At 65.3% G+C, this 23204-nt stretch carries 21 protein-coding genes; 12 read left to right on the top strand and 9 right to left on the bottom strand.

What is annotated here, in order from left to right; all coding sequences use genetic code 11:
- Positions 1 to 103: 103 nt before the first annotated feature.
- Positions 104 to 1603 (bottom strand): L-piperidine-6-carboxylate dehydrogenase, encoded by a 1500-nt coding sequence (gene amaB / locus ACEN2S_RS14440; RefSeq protein ID WP_441866931.1) that lies wholly within the window; start codon positions 1601 to 1603, stop codon positions 104 to 106.
- A 25-nt stretch (positions 1604 to 1628) separates the two neighbouring features.
- On the bottom strand, positions 1629 to 2810 hold the full coding sequence (locus ACEN2S_RS14445; protein ID WP_441866933.1) for a pyridoxal phosphate-dependent aminotransferase: 1182 nt from the start codon (positions 2808 to 2810) through the stop codon (positions 1629 to 1631).
- A gap of 184 nt (positions 2811 to 2994) precedes the next feature.
- Here ACEN2S_RS14445 and ACEN2S_RS14450 point away from each other — a divergent pair, with 184 nt between their 5' ends.
- Complete coding sequence (locus tag ACEN2S_RS14450) at positions 2995 to 3885, top strand: LysR substrate-binding domain-containing protein (RefSeq protein ID WP_441866935.1); 891 nt, start codon at positions 2995 to 2997, stop codon at positions 3883 to 3885.
- 296 nt (positions 3886 to 4181) lie between these two features.
- Here the strand turns inward: ACEN2S_RS14450 and ACEN2S_RS14455 are convergent, their stop codons facing one another.
- Positions 4182 to 5201, bottom strand: coding sequence for a LacI family DNA-binding transcriptional regulator (locus ACEN2S_RS14455; RefSeq protein ID WP_441866937.1), 1020 nt, complete (start codon positions 5199 to 5201; stop codon positions 4182 to 4184).
- Positions 5202 to 5443: 242 nt separating this feature from the next.
- Between ACEN2S_RS14455 and ACEN2S_RS14460 the strand changes: the two genes are divergently transcribed.
- From ACEN2S_RS14460 to ACEN2S_RS14495, 8 genes are all read left to right on the top strand, one after another.
- Positions 5444 to 6718 (top strand): ABC transporter substrate-binding protein, encoded by a 1275-nt coding sequence (locus ACEN2S_RS14460; protein WP_441866938.1) that lies wholly within the window; start codon positions 5444 to 5446, stop codon positions 6716 to 6718.
- A gap of 71 nt (positions 6719 to 6789) precedes the next feature.
- The gene (locus ACEN2S_RS14465; protein ID WP_441866940.1) at positions 6790 to 7683 is read left to right on the top strand and encodes a carbohydrate ABC transporter permease; all 894 of its coding nucleotides are present in this window, start codon (positions 6790 to 6792) and stop codon (positions 7681 to 7683) included.
- An 88-nt stretch (positions 7684 to 7771) separates the two neighbouring features.
- Positions 7772 to 8617, top strand: a complete 846-nt coding sequence (locus ACEN2S_RS14470; protein WP_441867136.1) for a carbohydrate ABC transporter permease — start codon at positions 7772 to 7774, stop codon at positions 8615 to 8617.
- 13 nt (positions 8618 to 8630) lie between these two features.
- Positions 8631 to 9734 carry an ABC transporter ATP-binding protein gene (locus ACEN2S_RS14475; protein ID WP_441866942.1) on the top strand — a complete coding sequence of 368 codons (1104 nt, stop codon included), beginning with the start codon at positions 8631 to 8633 and terminating at the stop codon, positions 9732 to 9734.
- Positions 9735 to 9749: 15 nt separating this feature from the next.
- On the top strand, positions 9750 to 10496 hold the full coding sequence (locus ACEN2S_RS14480) for a sugar phosphate isomerase/epimerase family protein (protein WP_441866943.1): 747 nt from the start codon (positions 9750 to 9752) through the stop codon (positions 10494 to 10496).
- A gap of 9 nt (positions 10497 to 10505) precedes the next feature.
- Positions 10506 to 11636, top strand: a complete 1131-nt coding sequence (locus ACEN2S_RS14485) for a Gfo/Idh/MocA family protein (RefSeq protein WP_441866945.1) — start codon at positions 10506 to 10508, stop codon at positions 11634 to 11636.
- Between the two features lie 10 nt (positions 11637 to 11646).
- Positions 11647 to 12720, top strand: a complete 1074-nt coding sequence (locus ACEN2S_RS14490) for a sugar phosphate isomerase/epimerase family protein (RefSeq protein ID WP_441866947.1) — start codon at positions 11647 to 11649, stop codon at positions 12718 to 12720.
- Entirely contained in the window at positions 12717 to 13820 is a 1104-nt protein-coding gene (locus tag ACEN2S_RS14495) for a Gfo/Idh/MocA family protein (protein ID WP_441866949.1), read from the top strand. The genes ACEN2S_RS14490 and ACEN2S_RS14495 overlap by 4 nt, the downstream gene beginning before the upstream one ends.
- Before the next feature lie 152 nt (positions 13821 to 13972).
- On the opposite strand, the gene ACEN2S_RS14500 is transcribed toward ACEN2S_RS14495, so the two are convergent.
- From ACEN2S_RS14500 to ACEN2S_RS14525, 6 genes are all read right to left on the bottom strand, one after another.
- The gene (locus ACEN2S_RS14500) at positions 13973 to 14701 is read right to left on the bottom strand and encodes an NAD(P)H-dependent oxidoreductase (protein ID WP_441866951.1); all 729 of its coding nucleotides are present in this window, start codon (positions 14699 to 14701) and stop codon (positions 13973 to 13975) included.
- 9 nt (positions 14702 to 14710) lie between these two features.
- Positions 14711 to 15982 carry a TRAP transporter large permease gene (locus ACEN2S_RS14505; RefSeq protein WP_441866953.1) on the bottom strand — a complete coding sequence of 424 codons (1272 nt, stop codon included), beginning with the start codon at positions 15980 to 15982 and terminating at the stop codon, positions 14711 to 14713.
- On the bottom strand, positions 15979 to 16554 hold the full coding sequence (locus ACEN2S_RS14510) for a TRAP transporter small permease (protein WP_441866955.1): 576 nt from the start codon (positions 16552 to 16554) through the stop codon (positions 15979 to 15981). Before ACEN2S_RS14510 ends, ACEN2S_RS14505 begins: the two co-directional genes overlap by 4 nt.
- A gap of 76 nt (positions 16555 to 16630) precedes the next feature.
- Entirely contained in the window at positions 16631 to 17632 is a 1002-nt protein-coding gene (locus tag ACEN2S_RS14515; RefSeq protein WP_441866957.1) for a TRAP transporter substrate-binding protein, read from the bottom strand.
- 71 nt (positions 17633 to 17703) lie between these two features.
- Positions 17704 to 18609 carry a hypothetical protein gene (locus ACEN2S_RS14520; RefSeq protein ID WP_441866959.1) on the bottom strand — a complete coding sequence of 302 codons (906 nt, stop codon included), beginning with the start codon at positions 18607 to 18609 and terminating at the stop codon, positions 17704 to 17706.
- 397 nt (positions 18610 to 19006) lie between these two features.
- Positions 19007 to 19819, bottom strand: coding sequence for an IclR family transcriptional regulator (locus ACEN2S_RS14525; protein ID WP_441866960.1), 813 nt, complete (start codon positions 19817 to 19819; stop codon positions 19007 to 19009).
- Positions 19820 to 20092: 273 nt separating this feature from the next.
- Between ACEN2S_RS14525 and ACEN2S_RS14530 the strand changes: the two genes are divergently transcribed.
- The 3 genes from ACEN2S_RS14530 (at position 20093) to ACEN2S_RS14540 (ending at position 23061) form a co-directional block, all read left to right on the top strand.
- Positions 20093 to 21016: a DUF6282 family protein gene (locus tag ACEN2S_RS14530; RefSeq protein ID WP_441866961.1), complete on the top strand. Its 924-nt coding sequence runs from the start codon at positions 20093 to 20095 to the stop codon at positions 21014 to 21016.
- A 64-nt stretch (positions 21017 to 21080) separates the two neighbouring features.
- The gene (locus ACEN2S_RS14535) at positions 21081 to 22286 is read left to right on the top strand and encodes an acetyl-CoA C-acyltransferase (protein ID WP_441866962.1); all 1206 of its coding nucleotides are present in this window, start codon (positions 21081 to 21083) and stop codon (positions 22284 to 22286) included.
- Between the two features lie 22 nt (positions 22287 to 22308).
- Complete coding sequence (locus ACEN2S_RS14540; RefSeq protein WP_441866963.1) at positions 22309 to 23061, top strand: HpcH/HpaI aldolase family protein; 753 nt, start codon at positions 22309 to 22311, stop codon at positions 23059 to 23061.
- The last annotated feature ends 143 nt before the right edge of the window (positions 23062 to 23204 follow it).

Raw genomic sequence — 23204 nt, forward strand, 5'->3', positions numbered from 1 at the left:
TCATCTGTGCGGTGATGCAGGTGTGGGGAAGTGCCGGAGGGGGGAGGCATCAGTGTGCGTTGGGACCGGGCCCCCGGCGGGGCCCGGCCTGTTGGGGATCGGATCAGATGTCGAAGGACACGCCCTGCGCCAGCGGCAGCTGCGCGGAATAGTTCACCGTCGAGGTCTGACGCCGCATATAGCCTTTCCACGCGTCCGAGCCGCTTTCACGGCCGCCGCCGGTCTCTTTCTCGCCGCCAAAGGCGCCGCCGATTTCCGCGCCCGAGGGGCCGATGTTGACATTGGCAATGCCGCAATCCGAGCCGGTGCAGGAGAGGAAGGTTTCGGCCTCGCGCACGTTCAGCGTGAAGATGCAGGACGACAGTCCCTGCGGTACGTCGTTTTGCAGCGCGATGGCTTCCTCCAGCGTCTCATAGCTCATGACATAGAGGATCGGCGCGAAGGTTTCGGTTTTGACGGTTTCGGTCTGGCCCGGCATCTCGACCAGAGCGGGCTGGATATAGGCACCCCCCGGCACATTCTCGGTCACCACCGCGCCGCCAAAGACGACACCGCCCTCGGCCGTGGCGTTTTTCAGCGCCGTGGTCATCGTGGTGAGTGCGGCCTGGTCCACCAGCGGGCCGATCAGTGTGCCCGCCTTGCGCGGATCACCGATGGGCAGGCTGGCATAGGCGGCCTTCAGTTTCTCCACCAGTTCGGCCTTGATCGAGCTGTGCACGATCAGGCGGCGCAGGCTGGTGCAGCGCTGGCCGGCGGTGCCGACCGCCGAGAAGACGATGCCGCGCACCGCCATGTCGAGATCGGCCGAGGGGGCCACGATCATCGCATTGTTGCCGCCGAGTTCAAGGATCGAGCGGCCCCAGCGTGCCGCGACTTTCGGCCCGACAATGCTGCCCATGCGGGTCGATCCGGTGGCCGAGATGATCGGCACCTGTTTCGAGGCAACCAGCGCCTCGCCGACATCTGTCTTGCCGATGACAATCTGGCACAGACCTTCGGGCGCATCCTTGCCAAAGCGGGCAATGGCACGGGCCAGGATTTTCATGCAGGCCAGCGCGGTCAGCGGGGTCTTTTCCGAGGGTTTCCAGATCACCGGATTGCCGCAGATCAGCGCCAGCGCCGCGTTCCAGGACCAGACCGCCACCGGGAAGTTGAAGGCCGAAATCACGCCCACCGGCCCCATCGGGTGCCAGGTCTCCGACATGCGGTGGCCCGGACGCTCGGAGGCGATGGTCAGGCCATAGAGCTGGCGGGACTGGCCGACCGCGAAATCGCAGATGTCGATCATTTCCTGCACTTCGCCCAGACCTTCCGAGGTGATCTTGCCCGCTTCCAGCGTGACGAGCGCGCCCAGCGCCTCCTTGGAGGCCCGCAGCTCTTCGCCCAAGAGACGCACCAGTTCGCCCCGGCGCGGCGCGGGCACCGCACGCCAGGCCTTGAACGCTTCCTGCGCGGTGGCGATCACGCCCGCCATCTCGGCCACGGGGGTCTCGGCGATGGTGGCAACGGTGGCGCCATCAATGGGCGAGCGGACGGCCAATGTGCCGCCGGTGAGTTCCGCCTGCGTGAAACCAAGCGCGGTCAGAACGGTGGAGTGATCCATGATATGTCTCCTTTTGGGTCGCGCGTCAGCGCAGGGTCTTGAGGGCTTTTGCCATGCGCGACAGCCCCTTGTTCAAATCATCCTCGCCATAGGCAAAGGATATACGGGCGTGCCCCGGCAGACCAAAGGCCGCGCCCGGCACGATGGCGACATGCGCCTTGTCCAGCAGCCATTGGCAAGCCTCGGTACAGGTAGCAAACCCGCCCCGGGTCATCATCCCCCGAATGTCGGGAAAGACGTAAAACGCACCGTCGGGTTCGGGGCAGATGATGCCCGGCATGGCGTTCAGCCCGGCCACCATCATCTTGCGCCGGGTGTCGAGCACCTCAAGTCGCACGGCGAGATCCGCCTGATCGCCGGTCAGTGCCGCCAGCGCCGCCGCCTGGCTGACCGAGGAGGCGCCCGAGGTGATCTGCCCCTGCACCGCCGCCATCGCCTGCATCAGCGGCACCGGCCCGACACCCCAGCCAATCCGCCAGCCGGTCATCGACCAGGATTTTGACACGCCGTTCACGACCAGCGTCCGCCCGGCCAGTTCCGGCGCGACGGCGGCAAAGCTGGTGAAGGGCACATAGCTCAGATGTTCATAGATCTCATCCGCCAGCACCCAGACCTGCGGGTGATCGGCCAGCACATCGGCCAAGGCGCGGATCTCGGCCGCGCTGTAGATCGCGCCGGAGGGGTTGGAGGGCGAGTTCAGCATCAGCCACCGGCTGCGGGGCGTGATCGCCTGCGCCAGCGCCTCGGCGGTCAGCTTGAACCCGCTGCTCATCTCGCAGGGGATGGTGACGGCGGTGCCGCCCGCCATCGCGACGATATCGGAATAGCTCGTCCAATAGGGCGTGGGGATGATCACCTCATCGCCCGGATCAAGCGTGGCCAGCATGGCATTGGCCAGCACCTGCTTGGCGCCGGTCGACACCACGACCTGCGCCCGCGTCACACCGTTTATCTTGGCGATGGCATCGCGCAGGGCCGGCGTACCCGCCGTGGCGGTGTATTTCGTCTGCCCGTTCAGCGCCGCCGCATGGGCGGCCTCGATCACCGCATTCGGCGTGGGAAAGTCAGGCTCGCCCGTGGAAAGGGCAACAATGTCATGCCCCTCGGCGCGCAGCTGCGCCGCCTGTTCGGTGATCTGCACGATCTGCGAGATCTCGATCCCCGACATCCGGGCCGAGCGGCGGAAGGCGGCGGGACTATCCAGCATGATGCCCCCCGCCTGCCAGAACGGCGCTGTGGTCCCCGGTTCCGGTGGCTGTTTCCCATTCGACGCTGTGCAAAACCATCCAAGCTCTCCTGTTCCCGAGGGCAGAGTAGCGAAGAAGTTGATTGCATAAAATGCGACCATCCTGCATTTATTTGTGCATATCCTGCATGCGTTGAGGTGCCCCTTGTCTGCCCGCCTTCCCAGCCTGTCCCTCTTGCGCTGCTTCAGCGCCTCGGCCCGGCATGAGAGTTTCAGCGAGGCGGCTGAGGAGCTGGGGCTGACGCAGGGCGCGGTCAGTCGGCAGGTGCGCGACCTCGAGGCGCAGATCGGCACGCCGCTCTTTCGGCGCGAGGGGCGGGGGGTGCGGCTGACCGAGGCGGGGCGCGCGCTTGCGACGCCGTTGTTGGGTGATCTCGACCGGTTGCAACGCACCCTGCGGCATGCGATGGCCGCGGGGGTCAGTGCCAAAGTGCTGACGATTGCGGCGCCGCCGACCTTTGCCACCCGCTGGCTGATGCCACGTCTCAAGCATTTTCGCGCCGAGCAGGAGAATGTGGAATTCGTGGTCTACAGCCGCTCGGACCCGTTTGATCTGAACGAAGAGCAGGTTGATCTGGCGGTTCACTTCGGGGGGTGGGACTGGCCCGGGGCGCAGCTGACCCCGCTCTGCCCCGAAGATCTGATGGTGGTCGCGGCGCCCGACTTGCTGGAGGCGCATCCGCTGCGCGCGCCCACCGATGTGCTGACCTTGCCGCTGCTGCATCTGATGTCGCGCCCGCATCTGTGGGAACGCTTCAGCCAGAGCATCGCGCCCGGCAGCCCGCCGCCGCGCGGGGGTAGTCAGTTTGACCAATTCAGTCTGATCATTGCCGCCACGGTTTCGGGCATGGGGGTTGCCATATTGCCCAGCTACCTGATCCAGACAGAGCTGGCAGAGGGGCGGCTGGTCTGTCTGGCCCCGGTTGAGGCGGATCTGGGGCAGAGCTATTTCGTCGCGCGCCCCATGGGGCGGACGAGCAAGCTGGCCACGGACTTTACCGCCTGGTTGCGGCGGCAGGTGGTCCAGAAGAAATAGCCTGATTTCTGCTGCGAAAGCCGGGTGCTGTCCGTCCCGGCGCGGTGAATATGTCCCGGGTTTCTCACGGGAACCCCGGGGTCAGGCCGGGGACGGGAGCGGCATGGGGGATGATCATGCAGGGGCCGAGGTCCCCCGGTGCTGTCACCGCAGTGCTGCCCCCGCAGTGCTGTCCGCGCAACGGTGTCGGCACCGGGGGACCGCCGCCATCCCCAAAGACGATGGGTCACATTGGCGCCGCAGAAATGCCGATGGCGCCAGGGGCGACGTCAGCCGATGCCCGGCTTCACCATCTGTTACAGGGTCTTCGGCGGCGCTGTAGAGCCGCGGATTTGCAGGCTGACGGGGATGGTGATCACCGTATCCGCCGCCGGGTGATCCGCCGACAACCGCGCCCGCAGCAGTTCCGCCGCACAGGCGCCCAGCCGCAACCGGTCCTGCCGCACAGTGGTCAGCGCCGGAATGACATATTCTGACGATTGGATGTCGTCGAACCCCACCAGCGAAATGTCCTCGGGCACCCGTATCCCGCGCGCATGCAGCCCCGAGGCGAGGCCGATGGCCAATTGATCCGAGGCGCAGAGCACCGCCGTGGGCCGCGGTGTCAGCTGCATCACCCATTCCGCCGCCGCCCGTCCGCCTTCCAGCGAAAAATCCCCGTCGCCAATATGGCTCGCGGGCAGGTCCATCCCATGCGCGCCCAGCGCCGCAATGGTTCCCGCAAGCCGCTCGGTGCACAACACATTGCTCATCGGTCCCGAGAGATAGGCGATGTCGCGGTGGCCAAGCCCGACCAGATGCTCGACCGCGAGGGTCATCCCGGCGCGGTTGTCGCTGCGCACCGAGGGAAAGCCGCCTTCGGGAAACCATTCGCAGGCAAAGACCACGCGGTCGGCATTCTCGGGCTTGGCCAGCTCGGTGCGGACCGCGGCGGGCAGGCCCCCATCCAGACAGATCACCCCATCGACCCGCGCATTGCGCAGATGCGACAAAAGCGAATGCCCCTGTTCCAGTGCGGACCGGCTGTCGGTCACCAGAAGATCCATGCCGCTCGCCATCAGGCTTTGCTGCAGGCCGGAGAAAATGGCCGAGAAGAACGGGTTTCCCAGATCCGGCACGATCGCCAGAACCGAATCGGCGCGCTGGCGGCGCAGGTTGCGCGCCATGGAATTCACCCGGTAGCCCTGTGCCTCGACCACCGCCATCACCTGCGCCCGGGTTTCCTCAGAGACCAGTTCCGGGTTCGACAAGGTGCGGCTGACAGTGGCCGTCGAGACCCCGGAGAGGCGCGCAATATCCTTGATGCTCACTGACATAGCTGCCTCCGTGCCGTCGTTTTGCTGCTGCTGAAATCTCTCCCATGTAATGCTTTACATTTCTTGTTGACGCAATGAAAAACCCGTGACAGCCTATGTAAACGATTTCAGAACGCGAGGAGGCGTTGCTGAGCATTCGTTCAGGTTGCAGGGCGGCAGGCCCGGCAGGCCGTTGGCACCGCGTCGGGCAGGGCCGGACGCAGGCACAGGAAAAGGGCGAAAGCCCTGAGGGAGGAGGGACCATGACCGATCAGACCACCCGTCAAACGGGCAAGAAAATGCGCCATTTGCTGGCCGCGACCGCGCTTGTGGCACTGCCCGTGGGCCTGTTGCCCGCGGTGGCGGCGGCCGCAGATCTGGAGATCACCCATTGGTGGACCTCGGGCGGCGAGGCGGCGGCGGTCAAAGAGCTGGCCGCGATGTTTGAGGCGCAGACCGGCAACAAATGGGTCGATGGCGCGATTGCGGGCTCGGGCACGGTGGCGCGCCCGGTGATCATTTCGCGGATCCTCGGGGGCGATCCGATGGCGGCGACGCAGCTGAACCACGGGCAACAGGCGCAGGAACTGGTTGAGGCCGGTCTGATGCAGGACCTGACCGATATTGCCGAGGCCGGGCATTGGCGCGACATCGTGCAGCCGGTCTCGTTGCTGGATGCCTGCACGGTCGATGGCAAAGTCTATTGCGTGCCGCTGAACATCCATTCGCCGCAATGGATGTGGACCTCGCCCGCCGCCTTTGAGGCCGCAGGCGTTGCGCCCGCCACCAACTGGGAGGAACTGAAGGCCGCAGCCCCCGCGCTGGTGGCCGCGGGCAAGGTGCCGCTGTCGCTGGGCAAGCAGGGCTGGCAGGAAAACACCCTGCTGCAGACGCTGATTGCCGGTCTTGCCGGGGCCGAAATCTACACGGCGGCTTTCGGGCAGGCGGATCCTGCGGTGCTGACCGGCCCCGAGATGACACAGGTGTTTGAAGAGCTGGCCACGGCGCGCGACCTCTCAAAGGACAGCAATGTCCAGGACTGGAACCTGGCCACGGCCCAGGTGATCAACGGCGATGCGGGTGCGCAGGTGATGGGCGACTGGGCGCAGGGTGAATTCGCGCTGGCCGGCAAGGTGGCGGGCACGGATTACGACTGCTTTATCGGGATGGGCGGCGATCCGGTCATCTCCACCGGCGGTGACGCCTTCTACTTCCCGGTGAACAAGGATCCGGCGGTCACCGCCGCGCAAAAGGAACTGGCGCAGGTGCTGATCTCGCCCGAGGCGCAGGTGGCGTTCAACCTGAAGAAGGGCTCGTTGCCGGTGCGCGGCGATGTCGATCTGACCAAGGCGGGCGCCTGTATGCAAAAGGGGCTGGCGACGCTGAAGGCCGGGAATGTGATCCCCTCGGTGGACCAGCTGATCTCGCCGGATTCGCGCGGTCAGGTCGAGGATCTGATGGCGGAGTTCTTTGGGTCCGCGATGACGGCGGCAGATGCGCAGGCGCGCTTTGCCCAGATCATCGAGAACGACAAGTAACCTCCCCCGTTCCGGGCCGCCGCAGCTCCCATAGTGGCGGCCCGGGATGCCCTTCATGACAGGATCCGCCCATGTCCGGCACCGCGCGTCCCCGCCATCTTCTGCGCAATCCCATGTCCAAGATCGCGGCCCTGCCGATGGTGGTCACCGCGACCGTCATTTTCATCGGCTGTTCGCTCTGGACGGTTGTGCACAGTTTCACCAAATCCAAGCTGCTGCCAAAACTCGATTTCGTCGGCCTCGACCAATATGACCGGCTCTGGTCCACCTCGCGCTGGGTCGCTTCGGTGGAAAATCTGGCGGTCTACGGCATTCTGGCGCTGGTGCTGTCCATGGTGCTCGGCTTTGTCTTCGCCGCGCTTCTGGATCAGAAGATCCGCTTTGAAGGCGCGTTTCGCACGATCATCCTCTACCCCTACGCTTTGTCCTTCATCGTCACCGGCCTTGTCTGGCAATGGATCCTCAACCCGGATTTCGGCCTGCAGGGCATTGTGCGCGGCATGGGCTGGGAGAGTTTCAGTTTTGATCCGCTGAACAACCCGCAGCTGGTGATCGTGGCGCTGCTGATGGCGGGGATGTGGCAGGGCACCGGCCTCGTGACGGTGATCATGCTGGCCGGGCTGCGGGGGGTGGATGAGGACATCTGGAAAGCCAGCCGCGTGGACGGCATTCCGGCCTGGAAAACCTATCTCGTCGTGGTCATTCCCATCCTGCGGCCGGTGTTTGTGACGGCGGTGGTCATCGTCGGGGCGGGCATCGTCAAGCTCTACGATCTGGTGGTGGCGCTGACCAATGGCGGCCCGGGCATCAGCTCGGAAGTCCCTGCGAAATATGTCTATGACTACATGTTCGCCAATCAAAACCTCGGCCAGGGCTTTGCCGCCTCCACCATGATGCTGCTCGCGGTGCTGGTGATCGTGATCCCCTGGGCCCTTCTGGAATTCGGAGGCAAGCGCCGTGGCTGATACGTCTTTTTCCCCCCTCCATCGTCAGGCCCCGGCCTCGACCCAACGTCTTCTTTCGGGCGCGGCGGGCGCGCGGCCGAAAACCGGGCTGACCGGCAAACGGGTGATGATCTATGGCACGCTTTGTCTGGTCTCGCTCTATTACCTGCTGCCGCTCTGGGTGATGGTGATGACCTCGCTGAAGGGCATGCCCGAAATCCGCATGGGCAACATTTTTGCCCCGCCGGTCGAGATCACCTTTGAACCCTGGGTCAAAGCCTGGTCCGAGGCCTGCACCGGGCTGAACTGCGATGGCCTGTCGCGCGGGTTCTGGAATTCGGTGCGCATCGTCGTGCCCTCGGTGGTCATCTCGATCATCGTCGCCTCGGTGAACGGCTATGCCCTGGTGAACTGGAAGTTCAAAGGCTCCGAGCTGTTCTTCACCATCCTGATCTTCGGTGCCTTCATCCCCTATCAGGTGATGATCTATCCGATCGTGATCATCCTGCGCGAACTGGGGCTGATGGGCTCGGTCTGGGGGCTGGTGCTGGTGCATACGGTCTTTGGGATGCCGATCATCACCTTGCTCTTTCGCAACTATTTCTCCTCGCTGCCCGAGGAATTGTTCAAGGCGGCGCGGGTCGATGGCGCGGGATTCTGGCGGATCTTTCTGCAGGTGCTGGTGCCGATGTCGGTGCCGATCTTCACCGTCGCCGTCATCCTGCAGATCACCGGCATCTGGAACGATTTCCTGTTCGGCGTGATCTACACCAAGCCCGACACCTATCCGATGACCGTGCAGCTGAACAACATCGTCAACTCGGTGCAGGGGGTCAAGGAATACAACGTCAACATGGCGGCGACGCTGATCACCGGGATCGTGCCGCTCACCATCTACCTCATTTCCGGCAAGCTCTTCGTGCGCGGCATCGCCGCGGGCGCGGTCAAGGGCTGAGAAAGGACATCCGATGTTTGATGAATCCCAAACGGCACTGGAGGGGATTTCGGTCTCGATCCGCGATCTGCAACTGAATTTCGGCGCGGTTTCGGTGCTGAAAGACCTCAATCTCGACATTCCGAAGGGCGAATTTCTGGTGCTGCTGGGCGCCTCGGGCTGCGGCAAATCCACCCTGCTGAACTGTATCGCCGGGCTGTTGGAGCCTTCGGGCGGGCAGATCTGGATCGAGGGCAAGAATGTCACCTGGGCCGAACCTTCGGCGCGCGGCATCGGCATGGTGTTCCAGTCCTATGCGCTTTACCCGCAGATGACGGTCGAGGGGAACCTGTCCTTTGGCCTGAAGAACGCCAAATTGCCCAAGGCAGAAATTGCCCGCCGGGTGGCGCGGGCGGCCGAGATCCTGCATCTGGGGCCGCTGTTGCAGCGCAAACCCGCCGCCCTCTCCGGGGGTCAGCGGCAGCGGGTGGCGATCGGCCGGGCGCTGGTGCGCGATGTGGATGTGTTCCTGTTCGACGAACCTCTGTCGAACCTTGATGCCAAACTGCGCGCCGAGCTGCGGGTCGAGCTGAAACGGCTGCACAACAGCCTGCAGAACACGATGATCTACGTCACCCATGATCAGGTCGAGGCGATGACTTTGGCCGACCGCATCGCGATCATGAAGGGCGGGGTCATCCAGCAACTTGCCGCCCCGCTCGACATCTACAACCGCCCGGCGAACCTCTATGTGGCGGGCTTTATCGGTGCGCCCCCGATGAACTTCCTGCAGGGCCATCTGCGGGGCCTCAGCTTTGAGGGGGCGCTGACGATCCCGGTGCCGGGCTATGATTTCGCCGCCCCGCCCCCCGCCAATTGCCCCGCCGTCTTTGGCATCCGCCCCGAACATGTGCTGGTGGGCGAGGCCGCCGCCCGCGCCCCGGTGCAGACCGAGGTGGTGGTGGAAATCGTCGAGCCGATGGGGGCGGACACGCTGCTCTGGACCCGGATCGGTACGGATGAATTCCGCATCCGCATCGACGGCCAAACCGCCATTCGCAGTGGCGAAACCATCACCATCGGGCTCGATCCCGCCCGTTCCTCCCTTTTTGACGCCCGCAGCGAGCTGCGGCTTTAAACCAACAGGTGTCTGATGATCCTCTCATTGCAACTCTTCTCGGCCCGCAATTTCACCCCCTATACCAAGATCATCGCCAGTCTGGGCGCGCTTGGCTACAACGCCGCCGAGGGCTATTTTGGCAATTTCGCCGAGGCCAACGAGACCCGCGCCGCCCTTGATGCCGCGGGCATGACCATGCCCTCTCTGCATGTCCCCCTCGAGATGGTCGAGACCGATCCTGACGGGGTCAAGACGCTGGCCAAGACCCTTGGGGTGTCGCGGGTTTTCGCGCCCTGGCTGCACCCTGATCACCGCCCGACCGAGGCGGCGGGCTGGCGCGCGATTGCGGCGCGGCTGGTCACCTGCCACGCGCTGATGGCCGAGCGCGGTCTGGCCTTTGGCTGGCACAACCATGATTTCGAGATCACGCCGCTGGCCGATGGCTCGGTGCCGATGGAGATCCTGCTGACGGAGGCGCCGATGATCGACTGGGAGGCGGATATCGCCTGGATCGTGCGCGGCGGCGGCGATCCGGTGGACTGGATCACCCGCCACGGCGCCCGCATCACTGCGGCGCATTTCAAGGATCTCGCCCCGGCGGGGGAAAAGGCGGATGAAAGCGGCTGGGCCGATGCGGGCACTGGCACGATGGACTGGCCCGCGATCCATGCCGCGCTCAAGGCCCACAGCCGCTGCGAAATTCTGGTGGCCGAGCATGACAATCCCAATGATTTCGCGCGTTTTGCCCGCAATGCCCGCGCTTCGTTCCAAGCCCTGTGAGAGACTGACATGACCCAAGTTCTGCGGATCGGCCTGATCGGCTGTGGCAATATCTCGACCTCCTATCTGTCGCGGGCGGTGAATTTCAAGAACATCAGCTTCCGCGCGGTGGCGGATGTGAACCCCGAAGCCGCCGCCGCGCGCGGTGCCGAATTTGGGGTGGAGGTGATGACCCCGGAGGCGCTTTTGGCGCATCCGGAGGTGGATATGGTGCTCAACCTCACCATTCCGGCCGCGCATTACGCGGTATCGAAAGCGGCGCTGGAGGCGGGCAAGCATGTCTACTCCGAAAAGCCCTATGTGCTCAGCCTGGAGGAGGGACGCGATCTGGCCGCCCTCGCGGCGGCGCGCGGTCTGCGGCTGGGTTCGGCGCCCGATACCGTGCTTGGGTCTTCGCACCAGCTGGCGCGGCATCTGATTGATGCGGGCGCGGTGGGGCGGATCACCTCGGGCACCTGCGCGGTGATGAGCCACGGGATGGAGGCCTGGCACCCCAATCCGGACTTCTTCTTCCTGAAAGGCGGCGGGCCGATCCTTGATCTTGGCCCCTATTACATCGCCAATCTGGTACAATTGCTGGGCCCGGTCGCCCGCGTTTCGGCGCTGAGCGCCACGCCCTCGCCCACCCGCACCATCGGCTCGGAACCCCGGCGGGGCGAGGTGATCCCGGTGGAAACCCCGACCACGATCCATGCCTTGCTGGAGTTTCACAGCGGCGCGGTGATCACGCTCGTCGCCAGCTGGGATGTCTGGCAGCACGATCTGGCGCCGATGGCGCTGTATGGCACCGAGGGGACGCTGCATGTGCCGGACCCGAATTTCTTTGACGGTCCGGTGCGGCTGACCAAGGGGGCCGAGCCCGCCGATCTGCCCGCCTGGGATCACCCGCTCGGCCCGCCGAACCGCGAGATCCCCCGCGGCATGGTCGCCGATTACCGCACGGCGGGCCTGGCCGATATGGCGCAGGCAATCACCGAGGGACGCCCCCACCGCTGCAACGATGAATTCGCGCTGCATGTGGTCGAGGTGATGACCGCCATTTTGCAATCGGGCGAGGAAGGCCGCTTCATCCCGCTCACCACCCGCTGCGCCCGCCCCGAGGCTTTGGGGATCGATGCCGCGCGCGCTTTGCTAGCCTAGGAATTCTGAAATGCCCATGAATGACAAAAAGGATCGCATGAAAGGTCCGGCGATTTTCCTCGCGCAATTCGCCGGCGATGCCGCGCCTTTTGATACGCTTGCGGGGATTGCGGGCTGGGCGGCGGGCCTCGGCTACAAGGGGATCCAGATCCCCTGCGACGCCCGGTTCATCGATCTGGACCGCGCCGCCGACAGCCAGACCTATTGCGATGAAATCAAGGGGATCTGCGCCGATGCGGGGGTGGCGATCACCGAATTGTCGACGCATATCCAGGGCCAGCTTGTGGCCGTACACCCGGCCTATGCGCCACAATTCGACGGCTTTGCCCCCGAGGCCCTGCGCGGCAAGCCGCAGGCGCAGGCCGAATGGGCGGCGGGCGAGGTGATCAAGGCGGCGCGCGCCTCGCGCAACCTCGGGCTTGAGGTGCAGGTGGGGTTTTCGGGTGCCTTGGCCTGGCCCTATCTCTACCCCTGGCCGCAGCGTCCCGCCGGGCTGATCGACGAAGCCTTTGCCGAGCTGGCGCGCCGTTGGCGTCCCATTCTGGATGCACATGATGCGCTTTGCGTCGATTATGCCTTTGAATTGCATCCGGGCGAGGATTTGATGGATGGCGCCAGTTTTGAGCGTTTCCTGACGGCGGTGGAGGGCCATCCGCGCGCGGCGATTGCCTACGATCCGTCGCATTTCGTGCTGCAACAGCTGGACTACCTTGGCTTTATCGACCGATATCACGACCGCATCCGCGCCTTCCACGTCAAGGATGCCGAGTTCAATCCGACGGCGCAGCAGGGCGTCTATTCCGGCTTTGCCAATTGGGCCGAGCGCGCGGGCCGCTTCCGCAGCCTCGGCGATGGACAGGTTGATTTCTCGGCGATTTTCTCGCGGCTGACGCAATATGGCTTTACCGGCTGGGCGGTGCTCGAATGGGAATGCGCGCTGAAATCCCCGGCGCAGGGCGCGGCAGAGGGGGCGCCCTTCATCGCCCGGCATCTGATCGAGCCGACGCCGCATGCCTTTGACGATTTCGCGGGGGGCAGCGTCGACCGCAGCCAGATCCGCAGCATGCTCGGGCTTGGCGCATGAGCGGCGCGCGGATCCGGCTGGGCATGGTCGGTGGCGGGCAGGGCGCCTTCATCGGCGGCGTGCACCGCATCGCGGCGCGGCTCGACGGGCGGTTTGATCTGGTGGCGGGGGCGCTTTCGGCAGACCCCGCCCGCGCCAAAGCCTCGGCCGACGAATTGGGCATTGCCCGTTCCTACAGCGATTATGCAGAGATGGCCCGGGCCGAGGCCGCCCGTCCGGATGGCATTCAGGCGGTGGCGATTGTCACCCCGAACCATCTGCATCTGCCCGTCGCCCGCGCGTTTTTGCAGGCGGGTATCCATGTGATCTGCGACAAGCCGCTGACCGCGACCCTGCCCGAGGCCGAGGAACTGGCCCGCATCGCCAAAGCCTCTGAGGCGCTCTTTATCCTGACCCATACCTATGCGGGCTATCCGATGATCCGCGAGGCGCGGCGGCTGGTGGCCGCAGGGGCGCTGGGGCAGATCCGGGTGGTGCAGGTGGAATATGCACAGGATTGGCTGGCCCGACCCGAGAGCGGCAAACAGGCCGAATGGCGCACCGATCCCGCCCGCTCGGGCGAGGGGGGCGCGGTGGGCGACATCGGCAGCCATGCTGCACATCTCGCCTGCTATGTCAGTGGCCAGCCCATCACGGAGGTGGCCGCCGAACTCACCGCCTTTGTCGAGGGGCGGCGGGTGGATGACAATGCGCAGGCGCTGCTGCGCTTTGCGGGTGGCGCGCGCGGGATGCTCTGGGCCAGTCAGGTGGCGCCGGGGTTTGACAATGACATCCGGCTGCGGGTGATGGGGACGGAGGCGGGGCTGGAATGGAACCATGCCACGCCGAACCTGCTGCGCTTCACCCGGCTGGGCGAACCCGCGCAGACCCTGACCCGGGGTGGCCCCGGTTTTCAGGGCGCGGCGCGGGTGCCCGCCGGGCATCCCGAGGGCTATCTGGAGGCCTTTGCCACCCTCTATGCCGGGGCGGCGGATGCGATCACCGCGGGCGCCTTACCCGAGGATTTGCCCGGCATTGACGCGGGGCTGGAGGGGATGCGCTTTATCGCGGCCTGCATCTACTCGTCGCGCGCCAACGGGCAGTGGCAACGGCTGGGCTAAGGTATGGTTGCGCGGGCGATGCCGCGAAAAGCACCGCCCGCGCTTGCGGAAGGCAGGGTTGGGATGCGTGAACCTTTGTGCACCTGCGACAGCCGGTGCATTTCAGGCAAAACTGTCTGCCCGGGGGGGCGGGATTTGCCTCGTTTTTGAGATCAGCGTTTGAGCGCCCAGGCCCCGTCCGGCACCTCGCTGAGCGCGGTCTGCCAGGCATTCGTCGGGGCCACAGGCTCTGCCGCCATCGCGAGGGCCGCGTCAGAAAAGCGCTCAATATAGGCTTGGCGGTCCTGTTCGGAGCTGCGGGGCACCCCATAGGCGACATGGGAGGGGGCGACCGCAAAGCCCATATATTCCAGGGCTAGCCGGCGGACCGGCATCAACAGCGGCTCAATCGGGCCATAGACGCCCGTTTCCGAAAACCGTTCGGGCGTGCCGCCGGTGGTCACGCTGATCATCGCCCGCCGTCCCGTGAACAGGCCGGTGTCAAAGCGCCGCCCGTCCACATAGGCGAAACCATAGCTCAGCACCCGGTCGATCCAGCCTTTCATCAGCGCGGGCGGCCCGCCCCACCACAGCGGGAACTGCAGGATGAGATTGTCAGCGGCAACCACGCGGGCCTGTTCGCGCCGGATCTCGGGCGCGTAACTTTGCGTCCGCGCTGCATGTGCTTGCTCGGCCTGCACATGAAAGCGCTCCGGGTCCGCGCGGCTTTGCATGTCATGCGGCCCCAGATCGGCGCGAAACCCTTCAGCCGCGAGATCGGAGAGGGTGACGCGGTGCCCCGCCGCGCGCAGCCGCGCGGCCGCACCCTGCGCCAGGGCATGGTTGAAGGATCCCGGCTCGGGGTGGGCGACGACGATCAGGATGGTGCGTTGCTCGGTCATGGGGATCTTTCAGATCATAAAGCGCGGAATGAACAGCGACAGCTGCGGGATGAGGGCGATCAGCGCCAGAACCAGCAGGCAGATCCCGATCAGGGGCAGCGCTTCGCGGATGACCTTGAGCACCGGCACGCCCGAGATTGCCGAGGTGATGAAGAGCAAGATCCCCACCGGCGGCGTGGCCATGCCGATCACCACGTTCAGCACCACCACCGTGCCGAACTGCACCGGGTCCATGCCGATCAGCGCCTGAAACTTCATCAGGATCGGCATGGTCAGGATCAGGATCGAGATCGGCTCCAGAAACATCCCGAGGATCAGCAGGAAAATGTTCAGCAGCAGCAGGATCATCCAGGGATTGTCGGTCACCGCGAGCATGGCATTGGCGATCAGCGTCGGCACCTGCTCAAGGGTGAAGACAAAGGAAACGATGCTCGCCATCGAGGTGATGAACAGGATCGAGGTCGAGACGAGCGCGGTGGCGATCAGGGATTCCCAGACCCGGGCGATGGTCAGGTCGCGGTAGATGAAGCCGATGATCAGCGCATAACCAACGGCAACGGCGGCGGCCTCGGTCGGGGTGAAAATGCCCGCCTTGATCCCGATGAGAATGATCAGCGGCAGGATCAGCGCGGGCAGGGTGCGCCGCGTCGCCGACAGACGCTCGTGCAGGGTCATCTTGGCGGTGACGGGAAAGCCGTCACGCCGCGCGCGCCAGCTGGCATAGAAGAGCAGGCCGGTGGCGATGCCGATCCCCGGCACGATCCCGGCCAGGAACAGCTGCCCGATCGAGGCCCCCGACAACACGCCATAGATGATCATCGTGATCGAGGGCGGAATGATCGGCCCCATGACCGAGCTGACGGCGATCAGCGCGGCGGCATAGGCGGGCGGCATCCCCTGACGCGCCATCGCGGGGATGAGGATGGCGCCGAGCGCGGAGGCCTCGGCGGTGGCGCTGCCCGAAATGCCCGCGAAAAACCCTGAGGAGAGGATCGAGACCGAGGACATCCCCCCGCGCCGGTGGCCGACCATCGCGCGGGCAAACGAGACGATCCGCTCGGTCACGCCGCCGACATTCATCAGCGCACCGGCCAACAGAAACAGCGGGATGGTCAACAGCACGAACTGGTCAATGCCAGCGATCATCCGCTGCGGCAGCATCAGGGCCATCATCCCGTTGCCGGAGAGATACAGGTAAGCGGTGCCCGCAATGCCCAGGCCCAGGGCAATCGGCACGCCGGAGGCGAGGAATCCCGCAAAAAGGAGGAAAAAGCTGGTCATATCGTCTCCGGGGCGGTGTCATGTGCAGGCCAGGACGGCAGGTTGCCGAGGCATTGCGGGCGAAAGGTCATCACGAGGTCTGCCACCACATGCAGGGCCAGCAGCACCATGCCCACCGTCACGCTGATGTAGACGTAGAAAATCGACAGGCCGAGCGCCTCGCCCGTCAAAGCGGTCCAGATAAAGTCGAGCGCGGGGATGGTCTGGCGGTGGAAGCGGGAAGCAAAGTCCCAGCCGTACCAAGCCATTGCGCCCAGAAACAGCAGGATCGGAACCGCCATGACCGCCCGCAGGATCCATTGCCAGCGCGGGCTCAGCATCACCGGCACAAAATCCAGCGCCACGAATTCGCCGCGCGTATAGGCGAGCCCCAGCACGAGGAAACTCTGCCAGATCAGGAGATACCGGCACAGCTCCTCTGCCCAGATCAGGCTGTCGCTCAGCACATAGCGGTAAAAGACCTGCGCCAGCATGATCACCACGATCAACGCCATGCACAGCCCCGCCAGCGTGCGGATGATACCGACGTATCCCGCAACGAAACGGGCAAAACCTCCGGCCCTGTCCTGCATCATATTCGTCCTTTCAGGTTGCGCCTTCCCCGCGCGTGTGGGCACGGATGCGGGGAAGGTGGTCAGGGGCCATGCGTCAGGCGGGCTTGCCTGCCGCCGCAACCAGCTCCGCGATCAGCGCATCTTTCGCGGCCCATTCCGCGGTCAGCCCGGCAACCCGCGCCTGCATGTCCGCAAGGTCGGTCAGGGCGGAGAACTCAACGCCTTTGCCTTTGAGCGCCTCGCGGCCCTCAAGGTCCTGGGTCTTGGCATAGGTGAGGGTGCTGGTGACCGAGCGGCGGCCCGCTTCGGTGACGGCGGCCTGTTCCTCGGGGTTCAGACCGTCCCAGAACTGTTCGGACATCAGCGTTGCCATGTGCCAGGGGTAATGGCCCGTCAGGGTGAAATGCTTGCCCACCTCCCACAGGTTTTCGCCCATCATGGACGAGACGTTGATCTCGACCGCATCGATGACGCCCGTCTCGAGCGCGCCGTAAATCTCGCCATAGGGCAGGCCGACGGGCGCCGTGCCAACGGCCTCCCAGATCTGTTGATGCAAGGGCACCGGCACGATGCGGGTCTTGAGCCCGGCAAAGTCGGATACCGCGCTCACCTGTTTTTTGACCGACATGAAATTGCGCTGACCGGTGTCGGCCGTGGCCAGACCGACCAGACCGGCAGGGCGCAGATCATCCAGGATCTTTTGCCCGGTCTCGCCCAGGGCCAGCGCGCCAAAATGGTCGTAGTCGCGCACGAGGAAAGGCATTTGCCAGGCGTTCATCGCCTGCCGCCCGGTGACAAGCGGGATCAGCACGCCCGAGACCGCCACCACATCCATCAGCCCCGCCACCGCCCCTTCGAGCAATTGCTTGTCATCGCCGAGCTGGCGGTTCGGGAAGATCTGGACGTCAAAGCCGCCCGGCATCAATTCCTCCAGCGCATCGCGGAAGCTGGTGGTCAGGATATGCCCCGGATGCACCTCGCTGGCCGCATGGGCGATGCGCATCTTCCGGCCGGCGGCGCGGGCGACATAGGGCATGGCCACCAGCGCGCTGGCCGCAGCGACGCCTTGCAGCAGGGTTCTTCTCTTGAGCAACATTCGGGTCTCCTCCCTGAAGTGTCATGGGTCAATTCGGCGGGATGCATGTACCCCGCCCTTGCTTTTGGGATCTATGCGCCGGGCATCGGATAGTCGGCGGCGTTCAGCACCCAACCGGCCTTGGCCGAGAAATCGGCGCGCGGCGGGCTGAAGATATCGGCCAGCAGATTGGTGCCCGCCCCCGAGGCGCGGGTGGTGTGGATGACCGGCGGCGGGATGATCAGCAGGGAAGGCGCGCCCATCTCCAAGGCCTGATCGGGGTGCCAATCGGCCATATCGCTTGTCCAGGGCCAGCGCAGGTAATGCGTGAACTGCCCCTTCAGCGCCAGCGAGCCTTGCTCGAAATCATCATGGTGATGCGGCGACATCCTGGCCGGATCGCGCGGGCCTTCAAACGGGTCGAGCAGGTTCACCATCAGCGTCGTGCAGCGGAAGATCCGGCCAAAGCGTCCCGCTTCGGGGGCGACATCGAGGGAATAGTGGCGCAGGGCCCAGCCGCCCGTTGGCATCGGCCAGTCCTGCAGCGGCGGTATGTGGTGGCGCGGCGTGTCATAGGCAGTGGCATTGCCGCACAGGGCCACGAGGTCAGCATTGCGGCTGGTGAACAGGCGGACCAGTTCGCCGCCGTCGCGCGTGGTGACGCGGCTGTCGCCCGGCGGCACGAAAGCAATCGAAAAGCCGGGAACCGAGGTCGTCTGGCCGTTCCAGGTGATCTCGGCGCCGTTCTGCGGCAGCAGGACGCAATATTCGTCCGGCTGCGCGGGGCGTTCAAAAACCGCGCCCTGCGCTGCCTGACTGTAGGCGATCAGAAAGTTCTGCGCCCGGTGCAGCCAGGTCTTTCCCTCCGGGCCGCTGCATTGCGGGCCCGTCTCGTAAAACAGGGCGGCCTGCTCTTCGGCCACGAGGCCGGTCTGGTTCAGCATCGATTGGCCTGTGGTCGCCGCAAGTGCCGCGCGCGGGTCGGATTTATCGTACATCGGTTCCCTTTCCCGGCCGCCCGAGGGCTGCCGATATCTCTCTCGGGCGATCCTCTGCCCAGCGTCTGTGGCGGCCGCCCTGCGAACGGGACGCCATATTCTGTTGGCCTTTCCGGTCGCCCCGATGCGGAGCCAGGCCGCCGTGGCCGTCCGCCATCTGCGCCGGTGTTCACCGATGATGTTTCTCTTGGCGGTACATCGTTCTTACAAACGGAACATATTTGGCCAGGGTCTGCGCTGTCAAGTCCCTCCCTCCCGGGCTGTAATTGCGCGAAACAGCGGCGTCGCGCGCGGCTGACACCGGAGCAGCCGGGGCCCGCCCGCTGTCCTGTGACAGACGCGGAGGCCAGAGATAGGCGCGGCGTGAAAGTGTTTCTGAGGCGGGGCTTGGCCCGGCTCAGCCGAGCGGCAAGCTGCCCGAATGGCCCATCAGGACCGATATTTTGCGGGCTGTGTCCATCACCGCCTCGATATGCGCGGGCGCGGGCACCTCGCCGAGAGACTGGGTGAGGTCGACGATCCCCACCGCGCCGCAGACCATGCCGGTGCCATCAAGGATCGGGCTCGCAACGGTGTTCAGCCCCATCGCGGCCTGATTCGGCGCCACCGCCCAACCGCATTTGCGGATCTGCGCGAATTCGGCGGCCAGCGCCTCGGGGTCGGTGATCGTCTGCGGGGTGAAGGGCGTCAGGGTGCCGGTCAGAACCCGCTGCTGGAAGGCGGGCGACGAGAAGGCGGTGGCAACCTTGCCTTGGGCTGAACCGTGAAACGACAGCAAAGATCCCACGCGGACGCCGATCTCAATGGGGGAGGGGCCGGGGATGGTGGTGATCACCAGCATCCCGTCGGGCGTCAGTTGCGAGGCCACGGCGGAATGGCCGAGCCGGTCGCGCAGCGCCAGCAGCGAATCCCGGGTCGAGCCCACCAACCCGCTGTTGTCGAGCACGGCCTGGCCCAACGACACCAGCTTATACCCGATTTCATAGCGTTCTGAATCCTCGTGCTGCAGGACGTATCCTTGCTGCACAAGGGTTTGCAGATGCCGGTGGATGCGGCTCTTGCTGGTGCCGAGGGCGGTGGCAAGGCTGGTGACCCCGACGCCGCGTCCGGTGCGCGCCACCTGCTCAACGATTTGCAGCGTGATGATGACGGACTGCAGCCCCTCGGCTGATTTCAGGTCATTCTCGGGCATCCGCATCTTCTTCCTCATAGGTCTCTCCAAGGTCTTACAACCGCATCTCTTCGCCGTGCAACCGTGCAGGTTTCGGCGGCATCCGCGATCAACGGCGCCGCCACGCGCCACTTCGGCGCTTGACAAGCGCAGCAATCGAAAAATAATAGAACACAGTTCCGATCAGCGGGACAAGTTGAATCTGCAGGCGCTGGCGGCCTGCCGCCCCTGACAAGCTGCTGCCGCAGCTGCTGCCGTCCCGCCGCATCGGTCCGGCGGGCAAAACTGCACCTGAACCCGGAAGGAAACACCATGACATCTTCGGATACGATGACCCCCGAGCAGGCGGCGCATATCGCCGATATCCTGCAGGGCGCGGTGGATCCGCATGTGCACAGCGGCCCCTCGATCGCGCCGCGCGCGGTGGATCATCTGGAACTGGCCCGGATGCTGTCCGAAGCAGGCTTCGCGGCGGTGGTAACCAAGGACCACGACTATGCCGGCGTGATGTGCGCCGCGATGATCGGCCATCATTACCCCGAGCTGAAAACCAGGGTGTTTTCGGGCATTGCCTTGAACAATGTGGTGGGCGGGCTGAATGCCTACGCGGTGGAGCATACCGCCGCGATGGATGGCAAAATCGTCTGGTTGCCGACGCTCTCGGCCGAAAATCATCTGCGCTGGCAGGCGGGTTCGGGCTGGTCGCATCCGGCCTCGACGCAAAAGATCCGCCCCGCAAGCGCGGTGCCGTTGTTTGATGCGGGCGGCCGGATGCTGCCCGAATTGCTCGACGTGCTGGATGTCTGCGCCGCCACCGGGCTCGCGCTTGCCAGCGGGCATATCCATGTCAGCGAAACCAAAAAGGTCTTTGCCGAGGCGAAACGGCGCGGCGTTGAGCGGCTGATTTTCACCCATCCCGAGGACATCGTCGGCGCCACCATGGAGGATACGGTGGAAATCGCCGATATGGGCGCGCAGGTCGAGCATTCTTTGGCCTTCTTCCTTGAAGGGTCGAAGTTCCGCACCCGGACCACGGAAGAGCTGCAGCATTTCATTGACCGCGTCGGGACCGGGCGGACGATTTTGTGCTCGGATCTGGGGCAGGTGGGCACGCTGACGCCGCTGGAGGGGTTCCGGCAGGCGGTGGCGACCTGTCTGGCGCTTGGCTATTCGGATGCGCAGATCCGCGCGATGGTGAGCACGAATGCCGCGCAGGTCATCGGGCTGGACGGCTGAAGCAAAGCCCGAGGCAGGCGCGAAACACCTCAGCAGCGGCGGTTTCGCCGCAAAAGGACAGGATATGGCAGAGCAGGACATCTACATTCTCGGGGCCGCACGGACGCCGATTGGCAGTTTCGGCGGCGCGCTTTCTGGTCTGGGGCCGGACAGGCTGGGCATCATCGCCGCGAAGGAGGCGATTGCCCGCGCGGGCATCCCGGCCGAAGCGGTGGACAATGCGGTGGTGGGCAATGTCATTCCGACGCAGCCGGGCGATCTCTATCTCGGGCGGGTGATCGGGCTGGGCGCGGGTCTGCCGGCCAGCTCGCAGGGGCTGACGCTCAACCGTTTGTGCGGATCGGGGGCGCAGGCCATTGCGACGGCGGCAAGCATGATCCGCGCGGGCGAGAGCCGCATCGCGCTGGCCTGCGGGGCCGAGGTGATGAGCCGCGCGCCCTATTCGCTGGGCGAGATGCGGGCAGGCCGCAAAATGGGTGATGCCACGGTGACCGATTGGATGCTGGGCGCGCTGACCGATCCCTTTGGCTGCGGCGCGATGGGGATCACGGCCGAGACTGTGGCCGCGCGCCACGGCATCACCCGCGAAGATCAGGACGCATTCGCCGCCGAAAGCCAGCGCCGGGCGGGGGAGGCGCTTGCCGAGGGCCGCTTCTTGCCCGAGATCGTGCCGGTGCCGGTGCCGGTTCCAAGCCGCAAGGGCGACACGCTTGTCCGGCAGGATGAATATCCGCGCGCGGGCACCACGGCGGCGCAACTGGCGGCCCTGCGCCCGGCCTTTCGCACGGATGGCACGGTGACGGCGGGCAATGCGAGCGGCATCAATGACGGGGCGGCGGCCGTGGTGCTGGCGGGCGGTGCCGAGGTTGCCGCGCGCGGTCTCGTGCCGATGGGACGTCTGCTGTCCTGGTCGGTTGCCGGTGTGCCGCCCGAGGTCATGGGGCTCGGCCCGGTCGAGGCGGTTCCGCTGGCGCTGGTGCGGGCTGGGCTGACGCTTGCGGATATGGATGTGATCGAGTCCAATGAAGCATTTGCGGCGCAGGCCATTGCGGTGAACCGTCTGCTGGGTCTGTCGGCGGCAAAGGTGAACCCCAACGGCGGCGCCATCGCTTTGGGGCATCCTTTGGGGGCGACGGGCACCATTCTGACCGTGAAAGCCCTCTATGAGTTGCAGCGCACCGGCGGGCGGTTCGGGCTGGTGACCATGTGCATCGGCGGCGGGCAGGGGATTGCTTTGGTGGTCGAAGCTCTGGCTTCGTCCGCATCTTAAGGGAAACGACAGGGAGAATGCGATGACACAGAACCTGAGGGCGCGCATCAGGGCGGGCGAAGTGCTGATCGGGAGTTTCCTGAAAACACCCGCGCCGCAATCGGTTGAAATCATGGGCCTCGCCGGGCTCGATTTCGTGGTGGTCGATCAGGAACATGCGCCGATTGATCTGGGGCAGATGGATTTGCTCTCGCTCGCGGCGCGGGCGGTGGGGTTGCCCTTGCTGTCGCGGCGCTGGGGGGCGGGCACCGACTGGATTGCGCCGCTTCTGGATCTGGGCCTGACCGGGGTGATGGTGCCGCATGTGCTTGACCGCGACGGCACCGAGAAAATCTGCGACGCCGTGCGCTTTTCACGCCGCAAGCGCGGCCTGTCGCCTTCGCCCCGGGCGGGAAACTATGGCGGCATGAGCATCCCGGACTACCGCGCCGCCAGCGATGAGACGAGCGTGGTGATCGTCCAGATCGAGGATGAAAGCGCGCTGGATCATCTGGATGAGATTGCGGCCTGCGCCGATGTCGACATGCTGTTCATCGGCCCTGCTGATCTGTCGCAATCCATGGGCCTGGCCTTTCCCTCGCCCGACCTCGACCTTGCGATTGAGCGGGTGATCGCGGCGGGCAAACGCGCGGGCACCGCGGTGGGCCTGTTTGTGGGCGCGGCCGCGCAGATCCCGGCATGGCGGGCGAAAGGGGTGACGTTCTTTGTCTGCGGGTCAGATCAGGCGATCCTGCGCAAAGGCGTGGCCGAAATGATGGCCACCGCCAAGGGCTGAATGGCGCCCGGCTCTGCGCTCCGAACGCCGGGTTTTGCGACAGGCAAGGGCTTTGCGACACGCCGGGCTTTTTGAAGCGCGGGGTCTCGCGAAGCGCCATTGGGATCGGCAGCGGCCCCCGTCACCGGGAGCCGCGCGGTGGC

This window comes from Phaeovulum sp. W22_SRMD_FR3 (assembly GCF_052113705.1).
Taxonomy (GTDB): Bacteria; Pseudomonadota; Alphaproteobacteria; order Rhodobacterales; family Rhodobacteraceae; genus JBGQOG01.